Origin of the sequence: Parasphingorhabdus cellanae, from assembly GCF_017498565.1 — a bacterium.
Classification (GTDB): domain Bacteria; phylum Pseudomonadota; class Alphaproteobacteria; order Sphingomonadales; family Sphingomonadaceae; genus Parasphingorhabdus; species Parasphingorhabdus cellanae.
Map to the genome: position 1 here is coordinate 1,413,206 of NZ_CP071794.1, position 24,773 is coordinate 1,437,978.

Below are 24,773 nucleotides of genomic sequence, written 5' to 3' on the forward strand. Positions count from 1 at the left end.
AAGTTCAATTAGCAAAATAGGTATGAAAAAATTGGCGGGCGCAAAGCCCGCCACAAGGAGAGATTGATTGTAAGCCGAAGCTCGATGGAATTAGAAATCAAAACCTAATTCAATACCATATCTTCTTGGGAGAGTTTCTGTTCCGAAGGTAGTAAGTATCCCGGCCTGCGTGAAGGAATTGACATCTACGTTGTTCGTAAGGTTCTTACCAAACAAAGTAACGCTAAAGTTATCTTGATTAGGACCACCGAACTGCAACGTAGCCGCGGCATCAAACAAGAAGCTCTCCGGCAGCAAACCGCGCTCGTCGTTGAAGAAATCCATTTGTTGCTCTGACACATAGCGCCCCTGGCCGTTCAGCACAAGCTCGCCAAAGCCAACATCAACAGAATAGTTCAGAGAAAGACTGCCCGTAAACTCTGGCGCCCTTCTTGGCGTCAAGTCAGAAAAGTCAGCTTCGAGCAATGTGCCTGCTGGCTGCGCTGGCGTAGAAATGTACCGAGCGGGAGACAGTAACGCGGTAAAGTCAGTGTATTTCGCGTCAAGATAGCCGAGAGACAAATCAATCCGCAGATCATCAACCGGAAGAGCGCTTACTTCAATTTCAAAACCGCGAAAGCGAGCAGAAGCCACATTCTGTACGGTGGAAGAAGTAAATGGAGCCTCGTTGGTGGGCTGAGTTGTCTCTTCCTGTTTATCAGAATAATCATTCCAGAAGGCCGCAAAGTTCACGCGGAGACGCCGATCAAGCAAATCAAACTTACCGCCGACTTCATAGCTGTTGATGAATTCTGGATCGAAAGCTCTTGTAGCATCCGGAACATTACCGGCACGGGCACTGAAACCGCCTGCATTATATCCGCGCGTGAACGATGCATAAAGCAGGGCATCATCATTTGGTTTATAGGTAAGCATCACCTTGGGAGTGAACTGAAACCAGCTTTCCTCTGCTCCGCCTTCGGCACCAAACGGTTTGTCCGCATCCAGTGGACGATTGGCGGGAACGCCTTCGTCAACTTCATATGGATCTGTCAGCCCAATATTCGCATCGCGGAACTGGGTAAAAATGGTTTTTTTGTCCCATGTAGCACGCCCCCCCAGAGTAAGCGTCAAGTCTTGTGCGAATTCCCAGTCAACTTGCGAGAAAATCGCAAATGTTTCAGACGTAAAGTCATCATTGTCTCCAGGGCCGTTAGCAAACAACACGCCGGGAGGAATACCAGGGATGCCCAATATGCCAAGATCAAGCTTAACGGCTTGATCCAAGCGATATTCACTGTTGAAATAGAATGCACCTGCAACAAAGTTGATCGGCCCATCGAAATTAGAGGCCAGTCGCACTTCGGCGCTATACTGTTCGTAATCCTGATCACGAACGACGCTCAAGACTGGCTCATCCGTTCCGTCGAAATCAATAAAAACTTCCTCAGTGGATGACCGCCACCCGAGAACAGTGGTGAGGTCCAGATTGTCTGAAATCGGGAAATCGCCGTTAAACGAAATCGCATCCAGCTTTGCATTAATCCGGTTAGGCGCTGTCACACTCGACACGCGATTTTCGGTGTCAAAGCATCGATTTAATATCGTGCATAAGGGGTCAAGCGAAAGTGCAGGTGTGATAGTCGCTGGAACTGGAAGATCGGTCTGTGTGATCCGAATAGGGATTGGCGTTCTTTCCCTCAAGCCGAACGCAAAATACGGCTGCAGTTCACTATTATCTTCGACGTGATCATAGGTGATGGTGATGTCAGCAACGCCAGGCTGATTAAACCGAAGGGCACCGCCGATGGACCAGCTATCGCGCGCACCTGTGGCGCCGCCCGCTGAGTTTTCAAAGACGCCATCATCTTTGATGCGCTGACCGCGGATCAACCCGGACAATATACCGCCAACCTCTGGCAGGTTCAATTCGCCCTGGAAGTCGCGCTGGCCAAAGTTACCGACAATAACCTGACCACGCGCGCCAAATTCGCCTTTTGGACGACGCCGCTGCGCGTTGATTGCGCCACCGGTTGTGTTACGGCCAAAAAGAGTGCCTTGGGGCCCACGAAGTACTTCGATCCGCTCAAGACTAAACGGATCAAGCAAGTTAAATGCGCTTGAGCCGAGATAGATGTTGTCAACGAAGACACCAACCGCTGGGTCAAAGCTTTTTTCCGGGTCCTGTGTATTCACGCCGCGGATCGCGATCTGTGCCAGTCCGGGACCAAGGCCAATTTCCGAAATCACAACATTCGGTACTGAACCCGTCAGATCGCGAATGTCTCGACTGTTCAAATTCTCAATCGCATCTTCGTTCAGCGCAGTAATCGCAACTGGCACATCTTGAATCTCCTGTTCTCTCCGCTGGGCAGTAACAATGATTACACCAAAGCCACCTTCATCTGCTTGTTGAGTATCACCAGACGTTGGACCGTCTTGCGCGATCGCTTGTGCTGGAGAAAGCAAAATACCTGCAGAGGCCAACAAAACAGATTTCAATGGTAGTTTTTTTTTACAAACAGACATTTCATTCTCCCATTCAATGCCTTCTGGCGAGGCAATGACATTACCATGCTACATTACTACAGTATTGTACAGATATGTTTTGACAGAGTTGTATTAATTTGATTTTGGGGAGTGTTCAAATCACCGTGAAACGCTCTTATTGCTTTGGGTTTCGATATGTAATGGAGACGCTATTTTCACACGCGTTCAGGTGCAAAGATCGTGGCGAGAGTGATTAAAATTTGGAATTTTCCAATGCGCAGTCTGATTCGGCCCTGTCGAAGCTCATGAACCCTACGAGAGATCGAAGCCAAAAATGCCGCGGATTGGCGATTATAATCAAAAGTCAAAGGTCAGGCAGTTTCAGACGCTCTGATCTTTCGAAAATGCGGCATAGCTTTCAATAAGCAGAAGAAAGCAAGCGGAGCGCAAGCCGCACTTACAATGGCCAGAGAATAACGGATACCGTCAGCCTCCACAAAAACCAAATCACTAAATACCGCCACGATTAGCGGCCCAAGCCCCAGACCAACCATATTTATCACCAGCATATAAAGCGCCGTCACCTGACCGCGTAAGTTGTTTGGCGTGATGAGCTGGATAGCAGTCCCGGCAAGGGGATAGGGCAGCGTGGTGAGCAAGATGGCTGGCGCGAAGCATGCTAGAGCTGCTGTTCCATTGGGCATCAGCGGCGCAATTCCACCAAATAGCCCTGCCCCGATATATCCGAAAGCTGCAACACGTAGCGGCGCGTCTTTATATCCTTTTGCAGTCAACCGGTCGGATAGCGTCCCGCCAATCAAAGCACCCAGAGGTGCGAAAATGAGAAATACTATGCCATAATAATAGCCAACATCGCCTGCCGACCAATCATACACGCGAATAAAAACAGCTGGGGTCCAAACGGTCGCGGCGTAGCCCGCCATTGTGATCAGGCTGAACCCTGCAAAGATTGGGTATAGAACTTTGCCCTGTGTTTTTACATGGCCAAATGCGTTTTTAATGGAAATCGGCTTGGACGTAACCACCCCCCGCCGTTCTGGTTCGCGCAGGCATAGCAACAGCGGAACTATCAAGATTCCCGGCAGTGAGACCACTATGAAAACTCTGCGCCATGGTTCCAGTTGGGCTAGCGGCCATGGCGCGTTCCAAGCAGCAATTGCCTCAATAGCTGCTCCGCCAGCAATATAAGCAAGCCCTATCCCGACAAAAGAGGTCATTGTGAAAATACTTATGGCCCGGCCAAGATATTGCGGCGCGAAATAGTCGGTAATCATGGAATAAGATGCTGGCAGGATGCTGGCCTCCCCTGCACCAACGCCGACCCTGCATAAAAACATTTGCTGAAAACTTCTGGCAAGACCGGAAAACAAAGAACTCACACTAAATACCAGAACACCGATTATAATGATTGGCTTGCGTGATCGCATATCAACCATTCGCCCTATCGGCAGAGCTAAAGTGGCGTAGAACAAACCAAATGCCACACCTTGTAGCAAACTGAATTGGGTGTCAGTAATCACCAAATCCGATTTTATCGGTTCAACCAGAAGGTTGATAATTATCCGGTCTAGATAGGACAGAATGTTTGCAGTCGCTAAAATCGCCAAGGCGGTCCAAGCTAGCTTGCGCGATGGCCAAGGAACGCCTTTTTCAGAAACCTTATCGCCAGTAGCATCTGCCATTCTTCGCCCCTCCCAAGGTTATTAAGCATCCTCTATCAAAAGGAATGTTCGACATGTTCACTGAGAAAGAGTGGATTGCCCTATAGTCTTCGTAAACTCGGTGAAATAGGATTTGTACAACACTGTAATAAAGTTGATATACAGCATGGCATGGTTGTGTATAGCTTTTTATCATCAGGCCCGCGCCAACAGGGACTGGAAACAAACCCCGGCCTATTTCGATTGGCCGCCATCCACCGGCACAATTGCGCCAGTCATGAAGCTGGCCAGCGGGCTTATCATGTAGGCGGCGGCGGAACCGATTTCATCCGGTGTTCCAAAACGCTGAAGCGCAACTTCTCGCTTTATCCATCGGATCCATGCGTCACCGCGCTCGCCATTCTTGCGTCTTTCCCAATCACCTCCTGGGAATATTACGTTACCTGGCGCAAGCGCGTTTATCCTGATACCTTTGCTCCCCATTATGCCGGCCAGTTCTTTTGCCAGATGGTTCATGGCTGCCTTCGCCGTGCCGTATGTAAGGGGAGTTCCCAATGCAGCCATACCGGCAATCGAGCTGATCAGCAGCAAGGAACCTTCGCCGCGCTTTTCAAGCCGTTGCAACACAGCTCGCGATAACATGTATGCGGAATCCAGATTCTGGTTAAAACCTGCACGCCACACATCGTCCTCGAGATCATATCCCGGTGGTGTAGGGTGTAGACCTACATTTGCTACTGCAGCCCAGATAGGACCAAAATCGCTCTCTATTTCATTGACCGTAGCATTGATGGTTTCCGGATCTGTGAGATCGCCTGCGCGAGACCATATGCGATCCTCGCCATAGATTGATGCGAGACGTTTTCGTTCTTCTTCCAGCCGCTCTTCGCCGCGGGCAGCTATCGCAACTTTCGCATCCTCTTCAAGGCAGGTTTCCGCTATGCCAAGCCCAATACCCCGGCTTCCGCCACCGATAAAAACGATCCTGTCTCTAAGTTGCAAATCCATATTCAGCTCCATTTTTATTTTGTTTATGCTGCCACGGTGAGAACGGGGTAGACTGTTACGATCTGCGCAGTACCAACAACATCGATTTTGACTGAGCTGCACAAATTTCAATTGTCACGTTTCGCTCTTCCCAAGATTCCTGTCTTGCAGAGATTCCATAATAAACTATACTAGTTTGTCAAAAAACTTTTAGACAGCACTGTCTATAAGTCAAAGGAGTAAGATATCGATGCCAAAGCGCGCTGAAAATGGGCCTCGTCCAACGGTAGCTGAAATGCTTGAAATTGATAGCCGCCCCGTCCCGGAGGTACTTTTGGACCAAGGGGAGGCGCAGGTCGATCAGCGCCCTATCCCGAAGGAGCGATATTTTTCTCCCGATTATTGTGAGCAAGAGTTCCGGAAGCTCTGGAGCCAGGCCTGGCAGATGGTTTGCCGGCTCGAGGATATTCCGAACAAGGGAGACTATACTGTTTATGAAATAGGCGATGAATCCTTGCTGGTCGTCCGCCTGGGTCCCGAAGAGGTGCGAGCCCATCATAACGTCTGCCTCCACCGTGGTCGAACTTTGCGAGAGGAGGATGGGCAAGCACGCGATTTCAGATGCCCTTTTCATGGATTCGCCTGGAACATTGATGGAAGCTGTAAATTTATTCCCAACAAGTGGGATTTTGACCACATCAATAAAGAAGCGTTTTTCTTGCCGGAGGCGCTCGTGTCAATTTGGGAAGGATTCGTTTTCGTGAATTTTGACGAACAGGCTGAATCTCTGGATCAGTTTCTCGATATTGTTCCGCAAGCTTACCGGACGAGAGGCTGGTCATTAGGCGACCGCACAAAGACCGTTCATATTCGAAAGATTAATCGCTGCAATTGGAAGGTGGCGCTTGAAGCCTTTATTGAAAGTTTCCACGTCACAGCAACGCACAGCAGCGCGGCTCCTTTTCTGGGCGATGCAAATACACAATATGACGTTTGGGAAAATTCAAAGCATACCCGGATGATCGCTCCACGCGGCTTGCATAGTCCCAATTCCAAGCCGATCTCTGATGTTGAGGTCTTTCGCGCCGCGCTGCGCGGGAGTCTTGGGGATGCAGCAGATGATGTTAAGCTTCCTGATGGCCTAGAAAATCCGCGGGCAGCCATTGGCGATGCGCGTCGCCGCAGCCTTGTAGAAGCTGGGCTGGATATTGCCGAAGAGGCGACAGACAGCGAGTTGATCGACACGATACACTATCATATTTTTCCAAATCTAGTGTGCTGGGCAGGATGGGGAGCCTATCTCGTCTATCGGTTTCTCCCCTACGAAAAAGATCCCGATATGTCCGTGATGGACATTATGTTTCTGGATCCCACAGGTGAACCCGGGGAGCGGATAGAGCCCCAGATTATCGGCCCGGATGAAAGCCATCACACTGCGCCGCAACTTGGCGGATTTGCCCCGGTATTTGATGAAGACTCGGGAAATCTGGCAGCGCTGCAAAAAGGCTTGAAAGCCATGAAAGGCAAGGGTCCTGTAACAGCAAATTATCAAGAGGCGCGCATCCGACATTTCCATGAAATCCTGGAAGAGTATATTCCTGATGTCTGAGCAGCCTCTTATCGCGAAGATATTCCGGCCAAGAGAAGCCGGTTTCATGGATGATCCGGAAAGCGCCTATCGCGTGATGCGAGAGCGGGCACCTGTTTGGTGTGAGCCGGATACAGGCACATGGTTTGTGACATCCTATTCCTGTGCTGAGGAAGTCATGCGGAATCATGATCGATTTTCAAGTCTGGTTGATAGGGTGTCCATGCGCGCGGGAGGGTTGCCCGAGAAAGCTAAGAAGATAAGGGAAAAAGCGTGGACGCTTGCTCCAACTTTAAGCCATAATGATGAAGCTTCCCATAAAGATTATCGTAGCCTCGTCGGCTCTTTTTTTATGCCGCGAAAACTTAAACTCGTTCAGCCATTTGTTGAGGAACGTATAGAAACACTGCTTGCTGACATTGACGACAAGGGCGGGCGGTGCGATTTTCTTGATGCCTTTTCGGTACCGCTTCCTGTTTCTGTTATCGGTGAATATCTGGGCATGCGTCATCTTGGTGATGAGACACTAAAGATATGGTCGGATGCCTTCGCTGATGAGGTTGGTTTCCTAACGGATGATAACCGGGCAATCGAAATTGCGCAGCTCACGCTGGACTGTCAAAATGCCATGGTCAAGTTGAGCGATGAACGTCGCGGGGGAGCGGGTGAAGATATCATTACCGCGCTTGCGAATGCAAAGCTACCAGATGGTCGCGAGCTGGAAAATGAAGAGATATTGTCGATTCTGGTTCAACTTCTCGTTGCCGGGAATGAGACAACAACATCAACTCTGAATTTTTCACTGATAAATTTGGCGCAGTCGCCGGAATGCCTTGAGCGGCTGCGCCAAGATCCGAATCTTATCGGTCCTTTCATTGAAGAAATTCTTCGTATCGAAAGCCCAATACAGGGACAGTTCCGAAAGGCGGTCGGAGATCAAAAACTGGGCGGAGAAACCATTCCGGATGGAGCCTTGATTCACATCCGTTTTGGGTCCGCCAATCATGATGAGGCGATTTGGGGTGACCATCCCTTGAATATCAATCTCGAAAAGCGCCAACCAAAACCTCATATGGCCTTTGGCAATGGAATACATTTTTGCGTTGGAGCTGCCCTTTCCAGGCTTGAATTGAGGCACGCCTTGCAGGCGATTGTAAATCGGTATAGTGAAATAAGATTGCAAGTGCCTGTTGATCAGTTGCCCCTTTGCACACATTTCCATCAACGCAGGCATGATCGCTTGCCTTTGGAGTTCATTAATTGACCACAGCCAAGAACCTCAACAAAGACTCCCAAAATTACAGCGGGTCGATTGATGATCCGGCTATGCTTAATGTAGGGGAAATCCATAAAAGTCGGAAGACAAGGCTGAAGATACTGAATGCAGGTGTCGTCAGTCTTGCCGATCACGGGCACAAGAAATTGTCGACAACAATGGTGGCGAAGCGTGCGGGAATTACACGTTCTGCCATGCTCTATCATTTCGGCTCACGTGCAGAATTGATCTCAGCGATAGTCCAGCACGTAACCCGTAGGCGCTTGTCCATGTATCAAGAAGCGATGAGCAAAATCCCTCACGATGAGCATTTTCTCGATGCCGCAATCGATATTGCTTGGGATCAGCTCCAGACACCTGAATTTTTTGCATTTACTGAACTCTCGCTAGCGGCACGCACCGATCCTGAGTTAGCAAAAACATTTAACCCGGCGATGGCCGCATATGACAAAGAACGCAAACAGGCTGCGCTTGAAATATTCCCCGACCAGGAAACACGTGGCATTGAATTTGACTTGCGGCGCGATATTGTTCGCTTTCTGATTGAAGGCATCGCACAACAAAATGGCATTACTTACAACGAACATGAGCGGAAACGCGCTCTGAAGACGTTTCTAAAAACCTTGTTTGGCTCACCATCGGGCGTGGAGCTATTGCGCGAAGCCGTGTTAAAAGCACAGCGCTAATGGTGGCGAACCTGAGAGGTTCTCAAACAGTCGCCCATGCCGGGTTGACGAGAATAATCGTTCATATCTCGACCAGATTACCAAACTGATGGCTAAACCGCTCAAGCGAGATCTATTGAGAGATGCATTATGAAGCTTGAAGAAAATATCGCGTTGGTAACCGGAGGGGCTGGCGGTATCGGTCAAGCCATATGTGCGATGATGATCAGTGAAGGGGCAAAAGCCATTGTCGCGGATCGTGATTTATCTGCCGCGCGCGGCGTTGCCCAGAATCTAGGCGATCAGGCGATTGCTGTTGAACTGAATGTTGCAAGCGCCCCTTCTTGGTTGAACGCATTATCGCAAATCGAAACACGATTTCCCCGTCTTGACATATTGGTAAACTCTGCTGGAGTTTCCGGCTTTGGGAACATAGACCAGATTGATTTTGAATTCTGGAAGCGATTTCAGGAGGTCAATTCTGATTCTGTTTTCCTTAGCGTAAAGCACTGCCTTCCGATGCTACGCAAGGCGAAAGCTGCCTCAATAATAAATATCGGGTCTACGCAAGGCCTGCAGCCCAATCCAAACCTTCCTGCCTACTCTGCATCGAAGGGCGCCTTGCGCGCGCTTACAAAGTCACTTGCTCTACACTTTGCTGACAATGGGGATAACATTCGCTGCAATGCGATTCATCCCGGGTCAACATTGACGCCAATGATGGAAGCCAATCTAGGCAAGACCGAAGAGGAACGGCAGCGTAATTATGATTTGCGAATACAGGCACATCCTTTGGGCAAAGTTCTTGGCAGAATTGTTCTGCCAGAAGACATCGCAAAGGCAGCGCTGTTCCTTGCGAGCAACGATGCCGAATTCATAACAGGTATTGATTTGCCTGTAGATGGTGGCGCCACCGCATTTTGCTAAAGCGAAACGCGCTTTGTCTGCCCGCCATCGACCGTAAGGTTGATGCCTGTAATCCATGATGCCCGCTGACTAAGCAGAAACACAACTGCGTCGGCGATCTCTTCGGCGCTTCCTAGGCGACCAAAGGGAATGCTTTCTATTGTCGCCTTGTAGTAATCAGGGAGATTTTTTTGATGCCTCTCCCAGTTTCCGCCCTCAAACAACGTTGCCCCAGGTGAGACACAATTGAGGCGAACGCCATCTTTCGCGATAACTTGCGACAATTGCTTGGCATATACGATGAGCGATGCCTTTAGGGCATTATAAGGTTGAACAACCGGATAAGTCTCCAATGCAGCAGTCGAGACGATAAATACGGCAGAGCCATTATTCTTCGAAAGATGTGGAAGCAAAACCTCCATTCCGCGCACAGCGCCCATCAGATCGACTTCAAAATTTGCCCGCCACTGTTCCTCGTTGCTGCCGCCACCAGCAGAAACATTCGGAACGAAGGCATCGCACCCACCAAGCCAATCTGCCGCATCGGCGAGCCAGGCTTTGTAAGCTTCAGCATCAGCAACATCAACGGATGTACCTTTTACCTTATAGCCTTTGCCCGCCCATTCTTCTTCCGCTGCGACAATTTCATCTTCGTTGCGTGCGCAGAAGGCGAGTGACATTCCGCTTTCCAGCATGAGATTCCCGATACGTTTTCCGATGCCTTTGGATGCACCCGTGACAATGCCCTTACGGCCGCCTAATTTAAGATCCATGGTTTTTCCTTATGCGCGTGTGAAATGTGGTTTGTCTTGGGGCATGGAAGCAACATTATCTTCAAGCGGCGTGCGCATCGCATTCAGCATGATCGAGATCATGTGGAACTGACCGATCAGGTAAACCATGTCGACCAGTTGCTGTTTGCTAAAATGCGGCTTCAGCTTTGCCCAGCTTTCATCTGAAATGGTTGATTGCGAGTGCAGATCATCTACGGCAGCTATTATAGAAGCCTCAGACTCTGTCCAATTGTCAGAATCCTTGCCAACACAAATTGCCTCTAAATCCTTGTCAGTAAAGCCAACGGACCGGGCCACACCTTCGTGCATGCCCCATTCGTAAGGACTTCGACAATTCCAGCCCACGCGCAAAATGGCAATCTCTCGATCCCGGACCGACAGAGTGTTATCCTGCAGTATATGCTTTGCAAATGGCATCCATCTCTCAAGCGACTTTTCGGAATAGGCGAGCGTCTTATGAAGGTTGAAAACCCACTGACCGAGCATTTCCCTGATTTCCGGTGAAAGGTCCGCTTCAGCCATTGGTTCCAGACCTGGCTTACCGTGATGAGACGTCATCCTGTTTCCATTTCTAGTTGAGGGCTGACCCCCCATTTTATAGACCGTCGCAGTATTTCGAAGAACTCGGGCGCATCCCAGGCACCGCGCTCCACCTCCGGAGAAAATAATATGCGATGCTGCGCATCATAGTGGCCGCGGGCATGGCCCAATGTGCAGTATAAAATCTCCCCCTTGCCGAGCTTACGGATATACAGCACGGGGTGGTCGTCCTCTTCCCATTGATCTTTGATAAAGCCCGGAGTTTCTCCTCCAAAACGGGTAGATAACAAGATCTCCACTGGGGAAGAGAAATCGGAGAGATATAGCTCGTCCTTGACCGTAAAAGGTTTGATACCAGACACTATCGGGTGATCGGAACCAGCGTTTTCTACTGTATAATCGCCGATGGGGGGATGAGCCTGAAATGCGCTGCCAAGTACGCCGAGAAAATGACCTTCTGCGGTTGCACATTCAACCCCGGCCTCAGTCCACTGAAAGAGAGAATTTGTGCCATGTAGCGCTATCCACTTGCCACCATTTTCAAGAAAACTTCTTAGCTTTCGTGATGCCTCTTCGGAAGGCTCCATATTGCAACAATATGTTATCAAAAGGCTTGCGGGGTCGTCGTCAAACTCTTCCCATGTTGACGATACTTTGGTTCTGATACGATCATCTTCCGCCAGTATCTTGAGCAATTCCATTCGCGCATGATCAAAGTCGTGGGCCATTCCACCCGCTATTAAATGCGCATCAAGGCGCTTTTGCTCTCTTTTTGCCATTTGCATTCTCCAGCTCAAACGCTATCAACTTTTGTACAGTGCTGTCAAATTATTCGCGACTATCACACTTGGGAGCGATCACGACGTCAATTAGGTCGTTTGGAAGATGAACGAGGAGGAACCTGTTTCGCGCTGCGGATGTTGGTGGACATTAATAGAACACACTGGCGTTGCAGGGGCAGCGAAAGTGAATATTGAACGGGAGCGGGCTATGACCCTTTATTCATGCATAGATTGGCGCGACTGCTGCAAGAAATAGGCACCATGAACAAGATGGCTCAAAATTTGAATACCGACCTTATCGATCTGCTGGATTCTGCTCGATCTTTTTCGACGAACGACCAAATACAGGCGCTGCTAAATCGTGTCACTATCTCCTCTCCGGACGATATTCACGATGCTGCCATTTCCTTGTATGAAATAACCACGGAACTTCAACTGCGTGTGGCAGTCACTGCCGACATCTCCTCTACTGAAGCGATGGTCGATGCTGAAGGAAATAGTCTCAATGGCGAGGTTTTCGGTTGGCTAGCGGATGGTGAACGCTGGTGGGAAGATAAAAACCTGGCTCTTTCTTCGCCTCTTCCCCGAGCCTGCCGCTATGAAGCCGAGCCATTCTGGGTAAACAAGGATGGATTCAAGGGCAATTGGCGCAACGAATATCTTGAGGAAATAGATCTGCATGAATTCCAGCAGCGTTCGCTTGTTCCAGCGGCGATTGTTGTGCCTGTGCATCAGCCCTTTGCCCAAATCGGCGTGGTCACTTTTACACCGATAGACAAATCGATCGAGGACCTATCCGACCTGTTCATTCAATATGGTGAACTCCTTGCGATCATGGCTCGACGTTTTGTCTGTGGATATACCGTGGCTATGCGTTCGGCGCGTCGCCTTATCCCTTCAGATTGCGACCTTACCAAACGTGAGGTCGAGTGTTTGAGCTGGGCTGCAATTGGTAAAACTGATCGCGAAATCGCCATGATATTGGAATTGAGCCCTGCCACTGTGCGTTATCATATGATACGCGCTGGCGAGCGGCTTAACTCGGTCAATCGCGGTCAAGCGATTTTCAAGGCAGGGCAACTCGGGTATCTAGGGGCTAGCGCTTAAAACACATCACATATTGCAGTAACAATGAGGGTTCTGGTTATTATAAATTCAAAAATAGATAAAAACACGACGCCATCAATACTAACCAAACGAACCTGTTAAGCTTCTACTTTGCAAAGAAAATCGCCCGGTTTTTCAGCGTTCTTTGTATCCGCTTTTGTACCCAAAGCGGACGCTAGCGTTGTGAACGCTTTATCCCGAAAGCGGACATCTCCAACAGTCTATCAGTGATGCGGGATATGGTTTGAGTTCTCGACAACCCCGTTTTCCGCCTTAGCTTGTCTTCCAATTATTCCAGCTGCCAATTGTAATTTATGCAGGAATTTGTCGACTGCCTCTTCAGAATTCATCGCAGAAGAAAAATATATCATGGTAAGGGCTGCAAGGACCTCGCCATTACTGTTTAATATCGGAACCGATAAGGATGAAGTCTTGCCCGGTTCCGCATTATGAATGTTACGAAAGTTCAGTGCATAGCCTTTCGTGCGTAGCTGGTTAAGATACCCTTCGTCACGGATGAGTAACAAGCCTCGCCGAGCGCTTTCGCTATCAGTTGCTTTCCAAGCTTCTGCGATCAAATCACGCTCAGCTTCCTTGCAAAAAGCGAGATATATTTTTCCTGATGCGCATTCGGAAATCGGTAGGGTGTAGCCGGGATAGTAATTTGAAAATGTCTGAGATGTCATCCTGTGCGTGGAATCGCGGATGACCATACGTGTCCCGACCCTAGTTACAATAGATATTGGCCATCCAGTATCAAGGCACAGCTGTTTGATATGCGGGCGGGCGACATCGACTAAGCCATCTTCCCATTGGAAACCGGTTGAAAGTGAAGTGACTAGAGATGTCGCTCGATAATACTTCCTAGCCGCTTCTTTCTCTATCATACCTTCATGCAATAAAGTCTGAACAACACGACTGGTGGTGGGGTATGGAAGGTTCGTGGCCTTTGCTATATCCATCATCGACATAGGCCCATCGCGGTTAACAGTCGATAGAACGGCCAAGCCGCGGCTAAGTGCTCTTATTGGAATATCACGCGACATCAACGCCTCCTCCGCTCACTTGAATGTAGTTTATGTGTCGAGACGATATTCACACCCGTCACTTCTAAGAAAATTTATGAAATAGATTAGAAATTCATCGCCAGAATTCCACATTGCACAACTATACCGCAAGATCGGCGAGCCAACGGGAATGTCTAGAAGGTGAGCCATTTCAATGTCTGCAGTAGTCGCAGCGACATGCCTTTCCGAACGAGCGGCGTTGTCGATACGATCGCGGACCTCAATCTTGAAATCGTCGTGCGAAAGCAAAGGGAGGAGTTTCGTGCGCTTCCCAGCGGATACATAAACAATGCTGTATCCGTTTGGACGACCATTTAGATATAATAGCGACCGATATTCAGCGACCCTTTGAGACGCCTCAAATTCAAACATTTTCGATAATTTTTTGCTGGGTTTGATAATCTTGGCGCTGGCCAATTGTGAAGGAGTATCGCCTGACGTCTCGACAAGCAAAAGGTCCTTCGTCGTTATATCTCCAAATACCGGCCGAATTTCCGGTTGCGATCCAACACGTGATCGACGGCCCCTGGATGTGATTATAATCCCATTGTCAGACAATTCTCTGAGAGCTTCCTGGATGGTGCCTTTGGCAACCTTAAACTCACGGGCAAGTTCGCCTATTGTCGCGATACTATCACCAGCCTTGTATCGACCACTTTGAATCCAGCTTCTAATAGTTTCGGCGATAACCAGGTATTGAGGTAGCCCCGAATTTCGATCTTTAACAAGAACTGGTGTTTTCATTACGTACCTCTCATTTCTGAACAACCTGAATGCAAATCTAAGCCATGCTCAGCGTATATGCGATCGTCAGACGGCTGAACATAAAGTAGACAACTAGATTACTAGTATACTAGCAATCTAGTTGTCTACTATTCTAGCATTAAATTATGTTAAATAATTGTTATATAATCATAATATGATCGCTATCCGCTAGCCGAGCATGTAGAAAGATCATGATATTATAATGTGAATCAATGTGTAAAACGTTTTTAGGGAGAAAAATACACCCATAAAAATAAGCAATAGGATTGGCGCCGGTTCAGGGCTCAGGTCTACAATTCACAAGGGGAAAAAGAATGAAAAAGTCATCAGCAACATATCTCATCCTGATGTCAACGGGGGCTCTGCTATTTCCCGGCATCGCCCTGGCGCAGCAACAATCTGGTGAAAGTGCCTCGGTAGAAGACAGTCAAGATATCAGCGGGGCTGATCAAAATGTCATCATTGTGACTGCCCGTGGGCGTGAGGAAGACCTGCAAAGCGTACCGTTGGACATTACCGCATTTAACGCAGAGGCGTTGGAAGAAAAGAGTATAGATACTCTTGACGATATTGCTCGGTTTACACCAGGCCTAACCTTCGAAACGCTCGACGGGGCAGGTGGCGCACCAACGATACGTGGAATATCGCAAATTGCGCAGTTTAACCGTGAACAAACAACAGCCGTTTTTTACGACAATATTTATCTTCCACGCTCTTATCTGTTTGACGCAACGACAGAAGGATTGGCGCGCGTTGAGGTCGTGAAAGGTCCGCAGAGCTCAAGGTTCGGAAGGAACGCTTTCGCTGGAGCCATAAACTACATTCCGAAAAAAGCCAATCTTCGCGGTTTTTCCGCAGAAGGCTTTATGACATACGGTAGTGATGAGCGTTTTGATATTGGCGGGAATGTAAACCTCACAGTCATTCCGGATATGCTCGCTATATTTGGTTCTTATGCTCACACTGAATTTGACGGTTCCTGGACGAACGACCATCCGCAAGCTAATTTTGGATTTAGCCCAGGGACGAACGGTAATGTTGGTGGTCGAAATAATGAATCTTGGTCAGTCGGTTTTATATTCAGGCCCGCGCCGTCCCTGACGATCGAAACTTCATATTTCGATGGCGAGATCCGCGATGAAGCCAATGCGACGCGATATAATACTGTCAATGGTCCGACAGGTATTGGGAATTGCGGTACCCTCGGAGCAGATGGTTTCCCCAGGCTTTTTTGTGGGCCGCTTCCCGAACCTGCAGATACGGTGGTAGTTGAACCCCGCGGATTTGGACGCCAAGTCAATACAGAGATTGTCCGCACTGCTGTTACATATGAAGTCTCTGATAATGTGACTGCGAGTTATCTTTTTGGCCGCATCCAGGCTGATTCAGTAACAGCATTCCAGTCTGAAAGTGATCCCGTCAATTGCGGGGGAATTCTAAATCCTGCAGTATTTGGAGCGTTTCTCTGCAACTTCCAAGCATCACCTCTTGGTTCGGTTGACTATGATTCACATGAAGCAAGGATCTCCTATCAGGGTGATAATGGCCTGACCTTGGCATTGGGCGGCTATTATTTGGATGGGACCGATATCAACTTTTTCATCAGCGCAAGTGTACCGGCTCTGAACACGCTTGATCCAAGTGAGTTTGCCCCACTAAACTTGATCCCAGTACAGTCACCGTTTTCATCGCCGTTGGATCCTGAACGCTTCAGGAACTTTGTGGCGCGAATCGAGGAAACCAAGACAGAAACTAAAGCTATATTTGCTGAGGCGAGTTACGCGTTCAACGATGGCCGCACACGTATTTCTGCGGAAGGGCGATACACTTGGGAAGAAATAAGTACGGAAAACACCCTCAGAAATTTTACGGTGGGTAATAGTCCCCAGACGTTCAAGTTCCTAACGCCGCGGTTCACAGTTGAACACGATGCAACGCCCGACACTCTCGTCTATGCGTCAGTTGCGCGCGGTGCGAAGGCGGGCGGGTTCAACGCTGGTGCTTTTGATACTGAAGTGGCCGGTAATTTTGATCCAGAGTTTAACTGGACATACGAAGTTGGTTTAAAAAATACTTTGTTCAATCGCCGCCTGACTTTAAACATTGCTGCATTTTATACCGACTGGTCTGACCAGCAATTGCGCGTCAGAGACCCGACTAATCCGGGAGGACCTGGTAATTTTATTCAAGCCATTACGACCAATGTGGGTAATGCAGAAGTTTATGGCATCGAAGGATCAGCGGCTTTCCAGTTCGACAACGGCTTTAGTATTGATGGAAATGCGGCTTATATCAGCTCAAAATTCGCCGCGGGCGCAATTGATCCTCTGGCTGGAGAACAGGGTCAGGATCCCGATATCGATGGAAATTTCCTGCCCCGCTCTCCAGAGTTCACAGCGGCGTTGGGCGTCCAATATGATGGTGACATTAATCCAGAGACATCCTATTTCGTGCGCCTGGACGGCAACTACCAGTCGAAACAATTCGCGGATCCGACCAACAATGTAATTTCTCCAGGTCGCACGTTGGTCAACGCGCGTGTCGGGTTGAAGTATAAAAGTTTCAGTATCGACGCATGGGCTAAAAATGTCTTCGATAAGAAATATGCAGCGGCAGCGAACTTTATTTATCAGACACCGCCCAGTAACAATTTCCTTGGCACAATTTTCGGTGAACGGCGGATGTTCGGTGTTACAGCACGCTTTAAATATTAAGCTGCTGTGTGAGGTGATGGGGGCGGAGCAGGCTGGCAATTGGTTGTGTACAGCGGGCCTGCTCTCATTTTTTATGGCCGATAACGTAAAATCCTTCCGTTCTGCCCTATAAGAAGAAATCGTGTTGGAACTAACCCACGCCGCCAGTGAAATGGAGAAAACAGTGCACCAGACTCCTGCCAGACAGCTGATAGACCGCGGTCGGGCTTCTTTTGTACTCGGTAAGGCAGGCTTAGACGCGCTGGTTCTCACAGACCCACAAAATGCATATTATGCCAGCGGTATATGGCCTCCTTTGGCCCGCTTGGGATTAAACGATTCAGCTGTCGTCATCGTACCTCGAAACCGGTCAGAACCAATAGCTTATGTCACATATCAATTTGTCTATTATTACGGCGTCGCTGATTCTGGCTGGAGTGACGATATAGAGCCCTATCTGGTGACGCGACCTGACGGCAATTCCGCAGCGTCACCCAGCATGTATATCCTGAACGAGCGCGCTCAGGTTACAGATAGAGAGCATAATCGCCGGGAGCGTGTGGAAGCAGCTGGTCAGTGTTATGCTACCAGAGATGAAGCGGTATTGGCGGCGCTGCGATCACGCGGGTTGTTACGAGGCAATCTGGGTTTTGACTCTCTTTCATCGTTTATGTTGATCCAAGCAGCGGCGCCAATGGCGACCAGTCGTAACGCCTGCGACGTGGTCAAATATATGCGCGTTGTCAAATCTTCTACCGAGATTGACCTGATGCGAATGGCATCTGCAGCCAATGTTAAGGCGGCCCTTTCAACGGCAAAAAAACTGCGTCAACTGGGCTCGATAAAAAGCGTGCGCAAAGAGTTTTTCGCGCAGGCAACAGCATTGGGCAACAGCCCGGTATTCATGTCAGTGGATGGTGTGATTAATGAAGATTATGATGCGGAGCTGAAGGACGGCACGGCTGTCCTCATTGACTGCGTGAGCCATTTAGCCGGATATCATGGCGACTACGGAAGAACGATCTTTGTGGGTGATCCGCCCAGTAATATAAAGGACGCTGTTAGCGCAATTGCGGCCACTTGGGCTGAACTTTCTGCGCAATTGCGGCCAGGCATCACATTCTCGCAAATAACGAGCATGGGTCAGGAAATATTATCGAAAACGGGGGATTATCGCGTGCCTTTTGGTCCACATTCAGTTGGGTTGGCACATACTGACCAACCTTTGACTGATCTTGACGGGAAGCCGATTGACCTTGTCCTTGAGCCCGGCATGATTATCAGCGTCGACTGCCCGCTGATGCACTCTGATCCCGGCGGCACGGTGCATATGGAAGATCTTGTGCTCATCACCGAAAATGGCGCTGAGGCTATCCATGACACTAGCGTCACGCAAATAATCATATGAAATTCGCAAGCCCGTTATGCCCTTTTGAGCGAGGATATCTTCCATGTATCGTAGACTAATGTTTTTCAGCATTTTTTTAGCGCTAATTGGCTGCTCCACCATGGAAGATAAGGAATTCGTTGATGACAACACCACAGCCCTTGCAGTACCAACCGCCAAAAAACTCGAAGCACGGTATGCAACTTCGCCGTCTCAATTTATTCAGATTGATGGTGTCAGGATGCACTATCGCGATGAAGGAACGGGGCCTACATTGATATTGCTGCCCGGTCATTTGGGCAATCTTCGCATGTATGATCGCTGGGCAAAAGAGCTCAAGAAAAACTTCCGCGTCATCCGTCTCGATTGGCCACCATATGGATTGTCGATTCCTGACCCGAGCGGGCAATATGGCACTGATCGCGGTACCGAATTGGTCAAAGCATTTATGGACAAAATGAGCATATCATCGGCTCATATGATCGGGACGTCGAACGGCGCTACCGTAGCAGCTCATATTGCTGCTCTCTATCCCGAGCGGGTCAACCGTCTTGCCGTCAGTACGCTGCCGCTTGGTCCGCCACCCCCAAGGGAACTCTCACCCGAGTTGCAAGAGCAGATCACACTTTACCTGGGGAATAAGAATTATCGACCTGCTAGCTTTTATCGCGAAATCCTGAAAGGTATCTTCGCTGACCCGGCTAATGTGACTGACGAAGTCGTAACGATGTACACCGATATGAACAACAACCCAGGCGGTTATGCTGCGGTCGATGAATATGTTCGCACTAACCTAGAGATGTACAAGACCAAGCCCCTGTTAGAACTTTATGCTGACGTGAAAGCGCCGGTTCTGGTACAATGGGGTGATAGTGGTGTGGTGTTGCCGCCAGAATTTGCCCAGCAAGCCGTTGACGCTTTCGCTAACGCACCGGTGACCCTTATCCGATATCCAAAATCGGGGCACATGCCGATGCTCGAGCAGCCGAAATTGACGGTAAAGGACTTAGTCGCATTTCTGAACGGCGAGCTTGATAACGATGCACGACAGCCAAAGTGATACCGATCCCTTCCGCCATTATTTGGCAGTTGGCACTTGCCGTGATCATAACCGATGGTGCCAAAAGGATCCCGGCTTGTCACGACGGGATATATTGCGAATTTGAACGCCCCGAAGATATTGTAAAACTTCCAGGAACCGAATGGATGGCGATCAGCCAATCGGGTGAAACGCCCATCGTGCTTTTTAATCCAGAAAATGGCGAACGCCGGAAACTTAGCATCAACGGAAATAGTGAGCCCCGGAAAGAGTGGGCCGCCTGCAAAGGCCCGCCCAGCGCCATTGTCGCGCGCGGTAATTCTTCTGTAACTAGCAACGGCCAGCGGCTTTTCGCTGTAATCAATATATCAGGCGTGCCGCGTATTGAAATCTTCGAAGTCACAGGCCAGAAAAATCCCCATCTAAACTGGATCGGCTGCGTGCATGTTTCTGCACGATACCAATTGAATGACGTTGCTTTGGCACCTGATGGAGATATTTTTGCCAGCCACATGTTTGACCTTCCATCTAACAAAGAAGGGTTGGACGCATTAAGGCAAAAATTTGCAGCAAGACAGCCAACCGGTTTTGCCATCCGTTGGAGTCGACAGGCCGGTTGGCAAAAAGTCGACAATACATCATTGTCTTTCGTCAATGGTATTGCGGTGAGTAAGGATGGGAAAACTCTCGCTGTTGGCGGTACATATGAGCAGGCAATTATATTTATCGACTTAGCTAACGGCAAATCTACGCAAGTCGATCTCAAAATACAGCCGGACAATATTACGCCGACCAACGACGGCTTTATCACCACCGGACATAGCGGCGTGCCGATAACCGGTATTGCTCAGTGCCGTGCAGAACCAACTTCCCCCTGCGCGTTTCCATTTGACGTTGTTGCGGTGAGCCCGATGACCAGAGACCCGTCCAAAAAGATGCCTTATAAAGTAAAAACTGTCTATTCCGATCCCGGACATTTTCTGCCGGGCGCATCGGTGGCCATACCCTTGGGGAGCGGTTTTTTGCTCGGCACGTCGTTTGGTGACAGGATCAGTTTCGTCCAGCCAGATGAAAACAAATGAACATTATCTCGCCATAAGTATCTTAGTGGGCCTATTTTCGAGATGACCTGACTAGCTCATCTAGCTCTCGGTTAAAGCGGCCAGCATCTTCAAGTGATGGAAAGTGACCCTTGTTGTCATATGTTGAGATACGTCCATCTGGCAGTTCGCTGGCCAGCTGATCCGCAATATCATCTGGCCATTCGAGGTCCGTTGTTCCGACCGTGATGAGTACCGGAACATTAATTTTGTCAACCATATCGTAATTCTGAAGCGGTAGCTTTCTCATCGCCCGGCGTACATATGACGGGTTCATTAAACCAGTTACGAATGCCGTCTCCCGATCTTTGGCGGCCATCGGTTGGGCGGTAAAGCTATTTGGCATAGCGCGGTAACCTTCGATATTCGCGCGTAGGTCAAGCGAACCACGCATTTTTGATCCTTCGAGGATCTTGTCATAGTCTTTTGATGGTTTTCGTGGGAATTCAATCAGGCCGCCCAGCGTGCCGGAAAGATTGATAGCGCGCACATTTTGCGTGCCGTAATGTCGGACATAGGACACGGCCACAAATCCACCGAATGACCAGGCAACGATGGTTACGTCCTTGAGGCCCAGCCCATCAATCACAGCAGCAACATCTCCGCCCCAAATTTGTGATCCAGCATAGTCACGTTCATCCCAAGGTTTTCCTGAACCGCCATGCCCGCGCATGTCAAAAGCGACGAGCCGATACTTCTGGGCCAGTTCGCTGTTGAATTGCGGTTCCCAGGACAAATGGCTTTGTGACATGCCATGAATAAACAATATAGGCGGCCCGTTTCGATTTCCGGTTTCCATCACCAGCAATGGAACACCCATCGCACCCTCGATCGTAGAGTATATGCGCTCGGTAGCTGCTATATCAGAGTCTTGTGCTAGTGCGGAAGTCGGCAACCAGAGGGATGCTATAGCGATTAGTATATTGTGCCATATCTGCTTAAATATAGTCGTCACTCCATTGATTGAGGGTCAACCCGGCAGATCATATTTCCAGATAGCCGCTGAGCTTAACAACACGGCCACTGCGGGTAACACTGCCATGCATAAATAGATTGCAGAGATCGCAGATGCGCTTTGCTGCGCCGAATCCAACCCGCCGACATAGCCGCCTGCACCCAAAACGAGGCCTGCTATCGCAACTCCCAGCGCAGACGCGCCGCGTTCAACAGTGGTGTAGATGCCGGTCAGCACGCCTTCGTGCTGGACGCCAGTCAGTTCCAACTCGTGCTGTAATGTATCGGGTAACATAGCCTGACTTGTCAGCAACAAGCCGCCACCGAATACGCCCAATGCGAATGCGCGTAATGCAACGGCAATTTGTGTTTCCTCAGGGCCCGCCAATAGCCAACTAAGGACTACCATGATGTAAAAGGCTGCCGAAATAAGAAAGCATTTGCGCTTTCCTAAAGCACGGGCGATCTTAAGCCAGACAACTTGTGAACCCATCATCCCAATGGTCGCGCCGATCACGAAGAAGCTCAACCATGACAGGGGTTTGTCCAGTACAATAGTAACAAAAAATGCCATTGCAGCACCACCGATTCCAGTACCAGATACAAGGAATATCTTTGCCGTCATCAGTGCCAGAAATGGCTTGTTCCTAAGCGCATATCTAATCTGCGTGAATTTGGGACTCTTGTCAGCTACCGGGACGTCACTGACCGGTGCGTTTCTTGTAAGGTAGAAGGACGCAAAGCATGCAGCCAAAATGACAGCGCTCATAATATAAGCCATTGTCGCGAAACCGTCGCGGCCACCACCGAAATATTCGACCAATGACGGGGCCATCGCACCGCCAATCACACCCGCAATGGCGGTCGCATATATTCTGAAGGAAAAAAGATACGTCCGTTCATGATGGTTCTGCGTCATCTCAACCGGCATTGCCATGTAGGGCACATTGAAGGTCGTATATGAAAGCGCATAGAATAGCAGTGCCATCACCATATAAGCCATGGCCGCCGTACCGGTAAGTGCCGAGGGGGCTGCAAAGATCAGAATGGGTGCAGCGGCGCACATTACGCCACCAGCCAGCAAGAACGGTCGCCTGCGTCCCCAGCGGCTTACCGTGTTATCACTGAAACTTCCCATAAAAGGGTCAAGAAAGGCATCAAAAATCCTGGTTGCGGCAATAATCGTACCGGCAATCGCAGCGGCAACGCCAACAATGTCAACGAGATATTTCAGAACCAAGGTGTTGGTGATGTTGAGTAAAACTAATGTACCAACCGACCCAAGACCCCAGCCGAATACGACAGGGAAGGGAAGCTTTCCTTTCGCTGCCAGAGAACCTTCCACTTTTCCGGTGTCTCGCCCGTCTTCGGCCACTGCCTTGATAGTCAACTGCCCATACTCGCCACACAAAGATTGAAGGTGATCATTTAGTTGATAACCTTCAAACTAGTATCGCCGGACGATAGTAATTCACACCCATCTTTGCGGACAACCATCATGTCCTCAACATGGGTCGTGCCCCAACCGATTTCATTATATGGCATGTCGAGGGTAAACACCGTACCTTCAAGGAACCTCAACTCGGTGTACGGAAGATCGCCGGGCACATTACCGGTACCTATTTCGAATGGATGGTCCGTGTGCTCCAGCCCAACATCATGCGGGCCAGCAACGGCATTTTCCACTCCCTCGTCCTTCATCATCTCACCGAACAGCTCAAACACTTCCATGTACAGCATACCCGGCCGGATCATATCATAAATCATTTTGCTGACTTTGGTATTCGCCTCAATCCGGCGCGCCAGTTCGTCCGGCGGATCACCCATCATCACTGTCCGCCCAATATCTCCTGTGTAGCCCTTGAGCACGCCGACAGAATCAAGTTTCATCCAGTCGCCGCGTTCAATAGTCCCGGAATTGATCCCGTTTACATTGGCAATTAACCACTTGGCGGTGCCACCCAACTCAGCCCATTTGACCGAGAAATTATGCTCGATTTGCGCGAGCGATTGACCTTCTTCGATCTGACCGATGGCGGACATTAAAGATGCCTCACCAGTCTGCGCGGCGGCCCTCAGCAGCTCTATCTCCACCGGAGTCTTGACCTGTCTGATCTCTTTGAAGATGTTGCAGGCATCAACGGTCTCCATCTGGCTCAGCCCCATGTCTATAAGCCAATGTCCAACCCGGGGATCGTCGAAACCGACTTTAGAATGAGCCGATCCACCTTCGACAATAGCCTCTCGCAAACCCTGCAACGCGTTGACTACAGTTCGATCAGTGTAATGATCGAAGAATGCCAGTTGGATTTTATCGCCGCGTGACATCTCGGCATTCTCACGGACCTTCCAGATACCGGGTCGCTGGGAAGCAAGTGGCTGACCATCTTCACCGAACATCGGATTGCCGGAAGCATCCATTCTGGGTCCGGAAATGGCCTTAATGTTTTCGATCCAGGTTGGCCGATAATCAAAATGATAGAGCATGGTGCCATGAGCGATAAGCGCAGGTGCCGCGTTCGGATCACGCGGGAAATAGGCGAATGTCGAGAAATGCCGGCCCATCCACTGCATGATTCCGGAATGACTAGAGATATAATAGATATTGTGGGGAATCGATGCAACGATTCCGCTCAATTCATACTTGTCCATGACCTCATAAGCGCGCTCGACATTGATCAACTTTTCAGCTGCAAACGCATGCTCAATTATCTGTTCTGGTTTATGTAGTTTCACTGCGCTGTTCGCCCATTTTAGCTTTCAACCGAGAATAGCTTTTGCATCGGTTTGGATTGCCTATCTTAGCGTGTGAAATGTGTTTGCGCGCATGAATGCGATGAATATCCGCCAGCCAAGCACCGTGAAGAATCCACGATTACTGCCGACATACTGATGCGACGACCCTAACGATGGCGATTGTTGGATAGACGGCCCCGGGACAACGAGTTGCAATCCGCTATTTTCACTTTCAG

General features: G+C 49.4%; 20 protein-coding genes. 9 read left to right on the plus strand and 11 right to left on the minus strand.

What is annotated here, in order from left to right; all coding sequences use genetic code 11:
- Positions 1-90: 90 nt before the first annotated feature.
- From J4G78_RS06955 to J4G78_RS06965, 3 genes are all read right to left on the minus strand, one after another.
- A complete protein-coding gene (locus tag J4G78_RS06955) occupies positions 91-2,508 on the minus strand; it encodes a TonB-dependent receptor (protein WP_207989607.1) in 2,418 nt (805 codons plus the stop codon).
- A 332-nt stretch (positions 2,509-2,840) separates the two neighbouring features.
- Complete coding sequence (locus J4G78_RS06960) at positions 2,841-4,172, minus strand: spinster family MFS transporter (RefSeq protein ID WP_207989609.1); 1,332 nt, start codon at positions 4,170-4,172, stop codon at positions 2,841-2,843.
- 213 nt (positions 4,173-4,385) lie between these two features.
- Positions 4,386-5,159 carry an SDR family NAD(P)-dependent oxidoreductase gene (locus J4G78_RS06965; RefSeq protein WP_207989610.1) on the minus strand — a complete coding sequence of 258 codons (774 nt, stop codon included), beginning with the start codon at positions 5,157-5,159 and terminating at the stop codon, positions 4,386-4,388.
- Between the two features lie 229 nt (positions 5,160-5,388).
- On the opposite strand from J4G78_RS06965, the gene J4G78_RS06970 reads away from it, so the two are divergent.
- The 4 genes from J4G78_RS06970 to J4G78_RS06985 all read left to right on the plus strand — a co-directional run bounded on the left by J4G78_RS06970 (position 5,389) and on the right by J4G78_RS06985 (position 9,594).
- Positions 5,389-6,747: an aromatic ring-hydroxylating oxygenase subunit alpha gene (locus J4G78_RS06970; protein WP_207989611.1), complete on the plus strand. Its 1,359-nt coding sequence runs from the start codon at positions 5,389-5,391 to the stop codon at positions 6,745-6,747.
- Positions 6,748-6,904: 157 nt separating this feature from the next.
- Positions 6,905-7,990 (plus strand): cytochrome P450, encoded by a 1,086-nt coding sequence (locus tag J4G78_RS06975; protein WP_207989612.1) that lies wholly within the window; start codon positions 6,905-6,907, stop codon positions 7,988-7,990.
- The gene (locus tag J4G78_RS06980; protein ID WP_207989613.1) at positions 7,987-8,688 is read left to right on the plus strand and encodes a TetR/AcrR family transcriptional regulator; all 702 of its coding nucleotides are present in this window, start codon (positions 7,987-7,989) and stop codon (positions 8,686-8,688) included. Before J4G78_RS06975 ends, J4G78_RS06980 begins: the two co-directional genes overlap by 4 nt.
- Positions 8,689-8,817: 129 nt before the next feature.
- Positions 8,818-9,594: an SDR family NAD(P)-dependent oxidoreductase gene (locus tag J4G78_RS06985; protein ID WP_207989614.1), complete on the plus strand. Its 777-nt coding sequence runs from the start codon at positions 8,818-8,820 to the stop codon at positions 9,592-9,594.
- On the opposite strand, the gene J4G78_RS06990 is transcribed toward J4G78_RS06985, so the two are convergent.
- Genes J4G78_RS06990 through J4G78_RS07000 form a run of 3 tightly spaced genes read right to left on the minus strand, consistent with a single transcriptional unit; the run spans position 9,591 to position 11,692 of the window.
- Positions 9,591-10,346 (minus strand): SDR family NAD(P)-dependent oxidoreductase, encoded by a 756-nt coding sequence (locus J4G78_RS06990; protein ID WP_207989616.1) that lies wholly within the window; start codon positions 10,344-10,346, stop codon positions 9,591-9,593. The two genes, J4G78_RS06985 and J4G78_RS06990, sit on opposite strands and share 4 nt — an antisense overlap.
- Positions 10,347-10,355: 9 nt before the next feature.
- Positions 10,356-10,925, minus strand: coding sequence for a carboxymuconolactone decarboxylase family protein (locus J4G78_RS06995; RefSeq protein WP_207989617.1), 570 nt, complete (start codon positions 10,923-10,925; stop codon positions 10,356-10,358).
- The gene (locus J4G78_RS07000; RefSeq protein WP_207989619.1) at positions 10,922-11,692 is read right to left on the minus strand and encodes a ThuA domain-containing protein; all 771 of its coding nucleotides are present in this window, start codon (positions 11,690-11,692) and stop codon (positions 10,922-10,924) included. The genes J4G78_RS06995 and J4G78_RS07000 overlap by 4 nt, the downstream gene beginning before the upstream one ends.
- Positions 11,693-11,950: 258 nt before the next feature.
- Here J4G78_RS07000 and J4G78_RS07005 point away from each other — a divergent pair, with 258 nt between their 5' ends.
- Positions 11,951-12,796, plus strand: coding sequence for a helix-turn-helix transcriptional regulator (locus tag J4G78_RS07005; RefSeq protein WP_243457262.1), 846 nt, complete (start codon positions 11,951-11,953; stop codon positions 12,794-12,796).
- A 224-nt stretch (positions 12,797-13,020) separates the two neighbouring features.
- Here the strand turns inward: J4G78_RS07005 and J4G78_RS07010 are convergent, their stop codons facing one another.
- On the minus strand, positions 13,021-13,842 hold the full coding sequence (locus J4G78_RS07010; RefSeq protein WP_207989621.1) for an IclR family transcriptional regulator domain-containing protein: 822 nt from the start codon (positions 13,840-13,842) through the stop codon (positions 13,021-13,023).
- Positions 13,843-13,872: 30 nt separating this feature from the next.
- Positions 13,873-14,607, minus strand: a complete 735-nt coding sequence (locus J4G78_RS07015; protein ID WP_207989623.1) for a GntR family transcriptional regulator — start codon at positions 14,605-14,607, stop codon at positions 13,873-13,875.
- Positions 14,608-14,942: 335 nt separating this feature from the next.
- On the opposite strand from J4G78_RS07015, the gene J4G78_RS07020 reads away from it, so the two are divergent.
- From J4G78_RS07020 to J4G78_RS07035, 4 genes are all read left to right on the plus strand, one after another.
- Positions 14,943-17,342 carry a TonB-dependent receptor gene (locus J4G78_RS07020; protein WP_207989625.1) on the plus strand — a complete coding sequence of 800 codons (2,400 nt, stop codon included), beginning with the start codon at positions 14,943-14,945 and terminating at the stop codon, positions 17,340-17,342.
- 121 nt (positions 17,343-17,463) lie between these two features.
- Positions 17,464-18,729: a M24 family metallopeptidase gene (locus J4G78_RS07025; RefSeq protein WP_207989627.1), complete on the plus strand. Its 1,266-nt coding sequence runs from the start codon at positions 17,464-17,466 to the stop codon at positions 18,727-18,729.
- A gap of 100 nt (positions 18,730-18,829) precedes the next feature.
- Positions 18,830-19,768: an alpha/beta fold hydrolase gene (locus tag J4G78_RS07030; protein ID WP_207989629.1), complete on the plus strand. Its 939-nt coding sequence runs from the start codon at positions 18,830-18,832 to the stop codon at positions 19,766-19,768.
- A gap of 41 nt (positions 19,769-19,809) precedes the next feature.
- Positions 19,810-20,829 (plus strand): SMP-30/gluconolactonase/LRE family protein, encoded by a 1,020-nt coding sequence (locus J4G78_RS07035; RefSeq protein ID WP_207989631.1) that lies wholly within the window; start codon positions 19,810-19,812, stop codon positions 20,827-20,829.
- Positions 20,830-20,860: 31 nt separating this feature from the next.
- On the opposite strand, the gene J4G78_RS07040 is transcribed toward J4G78_RS07035, so the two are convergent.
- The 3 genes from J4G78_RS07040 to J4G78_RS07050 form a co-directional block, all read right to left on the minus strand.
- Positions 20,861-21,667, minus strand: a complete 807-nt coding sequence (locus J4G78_RS07040) for an alpha/beta fold hydrolase (RefSeq protein ID WP_207989633.1) — start codon at positions 21,665-21,667, stop codon at positions 20,861-20,863.
- A 150-nt stretch (positions 21,668-21,817) separates the two neighbouring features.
- On the minus strand, positions 21,818-23,191 hold the full coding sequence (locus J4G78_RS07045) for an MFS transporter (protein WP_207989634.1): 1,374 nt from the start codon (positions 23,189-23,191) through the stop codon (positions 21,818-21,820).
- A gap of 38 nt (positions 23,192-23,229) precedes the next feature.
- On the minus strand, positions 23,230-24,537 hold the full coding sequence (locus J4G78_RS07050; RefSeq protein ID WP_207989636.1) for a M24 family metallopeptidase: 1,308 nt from the start codon (positions 24,535-24,537) through the stop codon (positions 23,230-23,232).
- Positions 24,538-24,773: the final 236 nt, after the last annotated feature.

Bases quoted from the DNA above. Each gene is read 5' to 3' on its own strand.
- J4G78_RS06955 (WP_207989607.1), bottom strand. From the start codon at position 2,508: ATGTCTGTTTGTAAAAAAAAACTACCATTGAAATCTGTTTTGTTGGCC.
- J4G78_RS06960 (WP_207989609.1), bottom strand. From the start codon at position 4,172: ATGGCAGATGCTACTGGCGATAAGGTTTCTGAAAAAGGCGTTCCTTGG.
- J4G78_RS06965 (WP_207989610.1), bottom strand. From the start codon at position 5,159: ATGGATTTGCAACTTAGAGACAGGATCGTTTTTATCGGTGGCGGAAGC.
- J4G78_RS06970 (WP_207989611.1), top strand. From the start codon at position 5,389: ATGCCAAAGCGCGCTGAAAATGGGCCTCGTCCAACGGTAGCTGAAATG.
- J4G78_RS06975 (WP_207989612.1), top strand. From the start codon at position 6,905: ATGCGGAATCATGATCGATTTTCAAGTCTGGTTGATAGGGTGTCCATG.
- J4G78_RS06985 (WP_207989614.1), top strand. From the start codon at position 8,818: ATGAAGCTTGAAGAAAATATCGCGTTGGTAACCGGAGGGGCTGGCGGT.
- J4G78_RS06990 (WP_207989616.1), bottom strand. From the start codon at position 10,346: ATGGATCTTAAATTAGGCGGCCGTAAGGGCATTGTCACGGGTGCATCC.
- J4G78_RS06995 (WP_207989617.1), bottom strand. From the start codon at position 10,925: ATGACGTCTCATCACGGTAAGCCAGGTCTGGAACCAATGGCTGAAGCG.
- J4G78_RS07000 (WP_207989619.1), bottom strand. From the start codon at position 11,692: ATGCAAATGGCAAAAAGAGAGCAAAAGCGCCTTGATGCGCATTTAATA.
- J4G78_RS07005 (WP_243457262.1), top strand. From the start codon at position 11,951: ATGAACAAGATGGCTCAAAATTTGAATACCGACCTTATCGATCTGCTG.
- J4G78_RS07010 (WP_207989621.1), bottom strand. From the start codon at position 13,842: ATGTCGCGTGATATTCCAATAAGAGCACTTAGCCGCGGCTTGGCCGTT.
- J4G78_RS07015 (WP_207989623.1), bottom strand. From the start codon at position 14,607: ATGAAAACACCAGTTCTTGTTAAAGATCGAAATTCGGGGCTACCTCAA.
- J4G78_RS07020 (WP_207989625.1), top strand. From the start codon at position 14,943: ATGAAAAAGTCATCAGCAACATATCTCATCCTGATGTCAACGGGGGCT.
- J4G78_RS07030 (WP_207989629.1), top strand. From the start codon at position 18,830: ATGGAAGATAAGGAATTCGTTGATGACAACACCACAGCCCTTGCAGTA.
- J4G78_RS07040 (WP_207989633.1), bottom strand. From the start codon at position 21,667: ATGGGTGTTCCATTGCTGGTGATGGAAACCGGAAATCGAAACGGGCCG.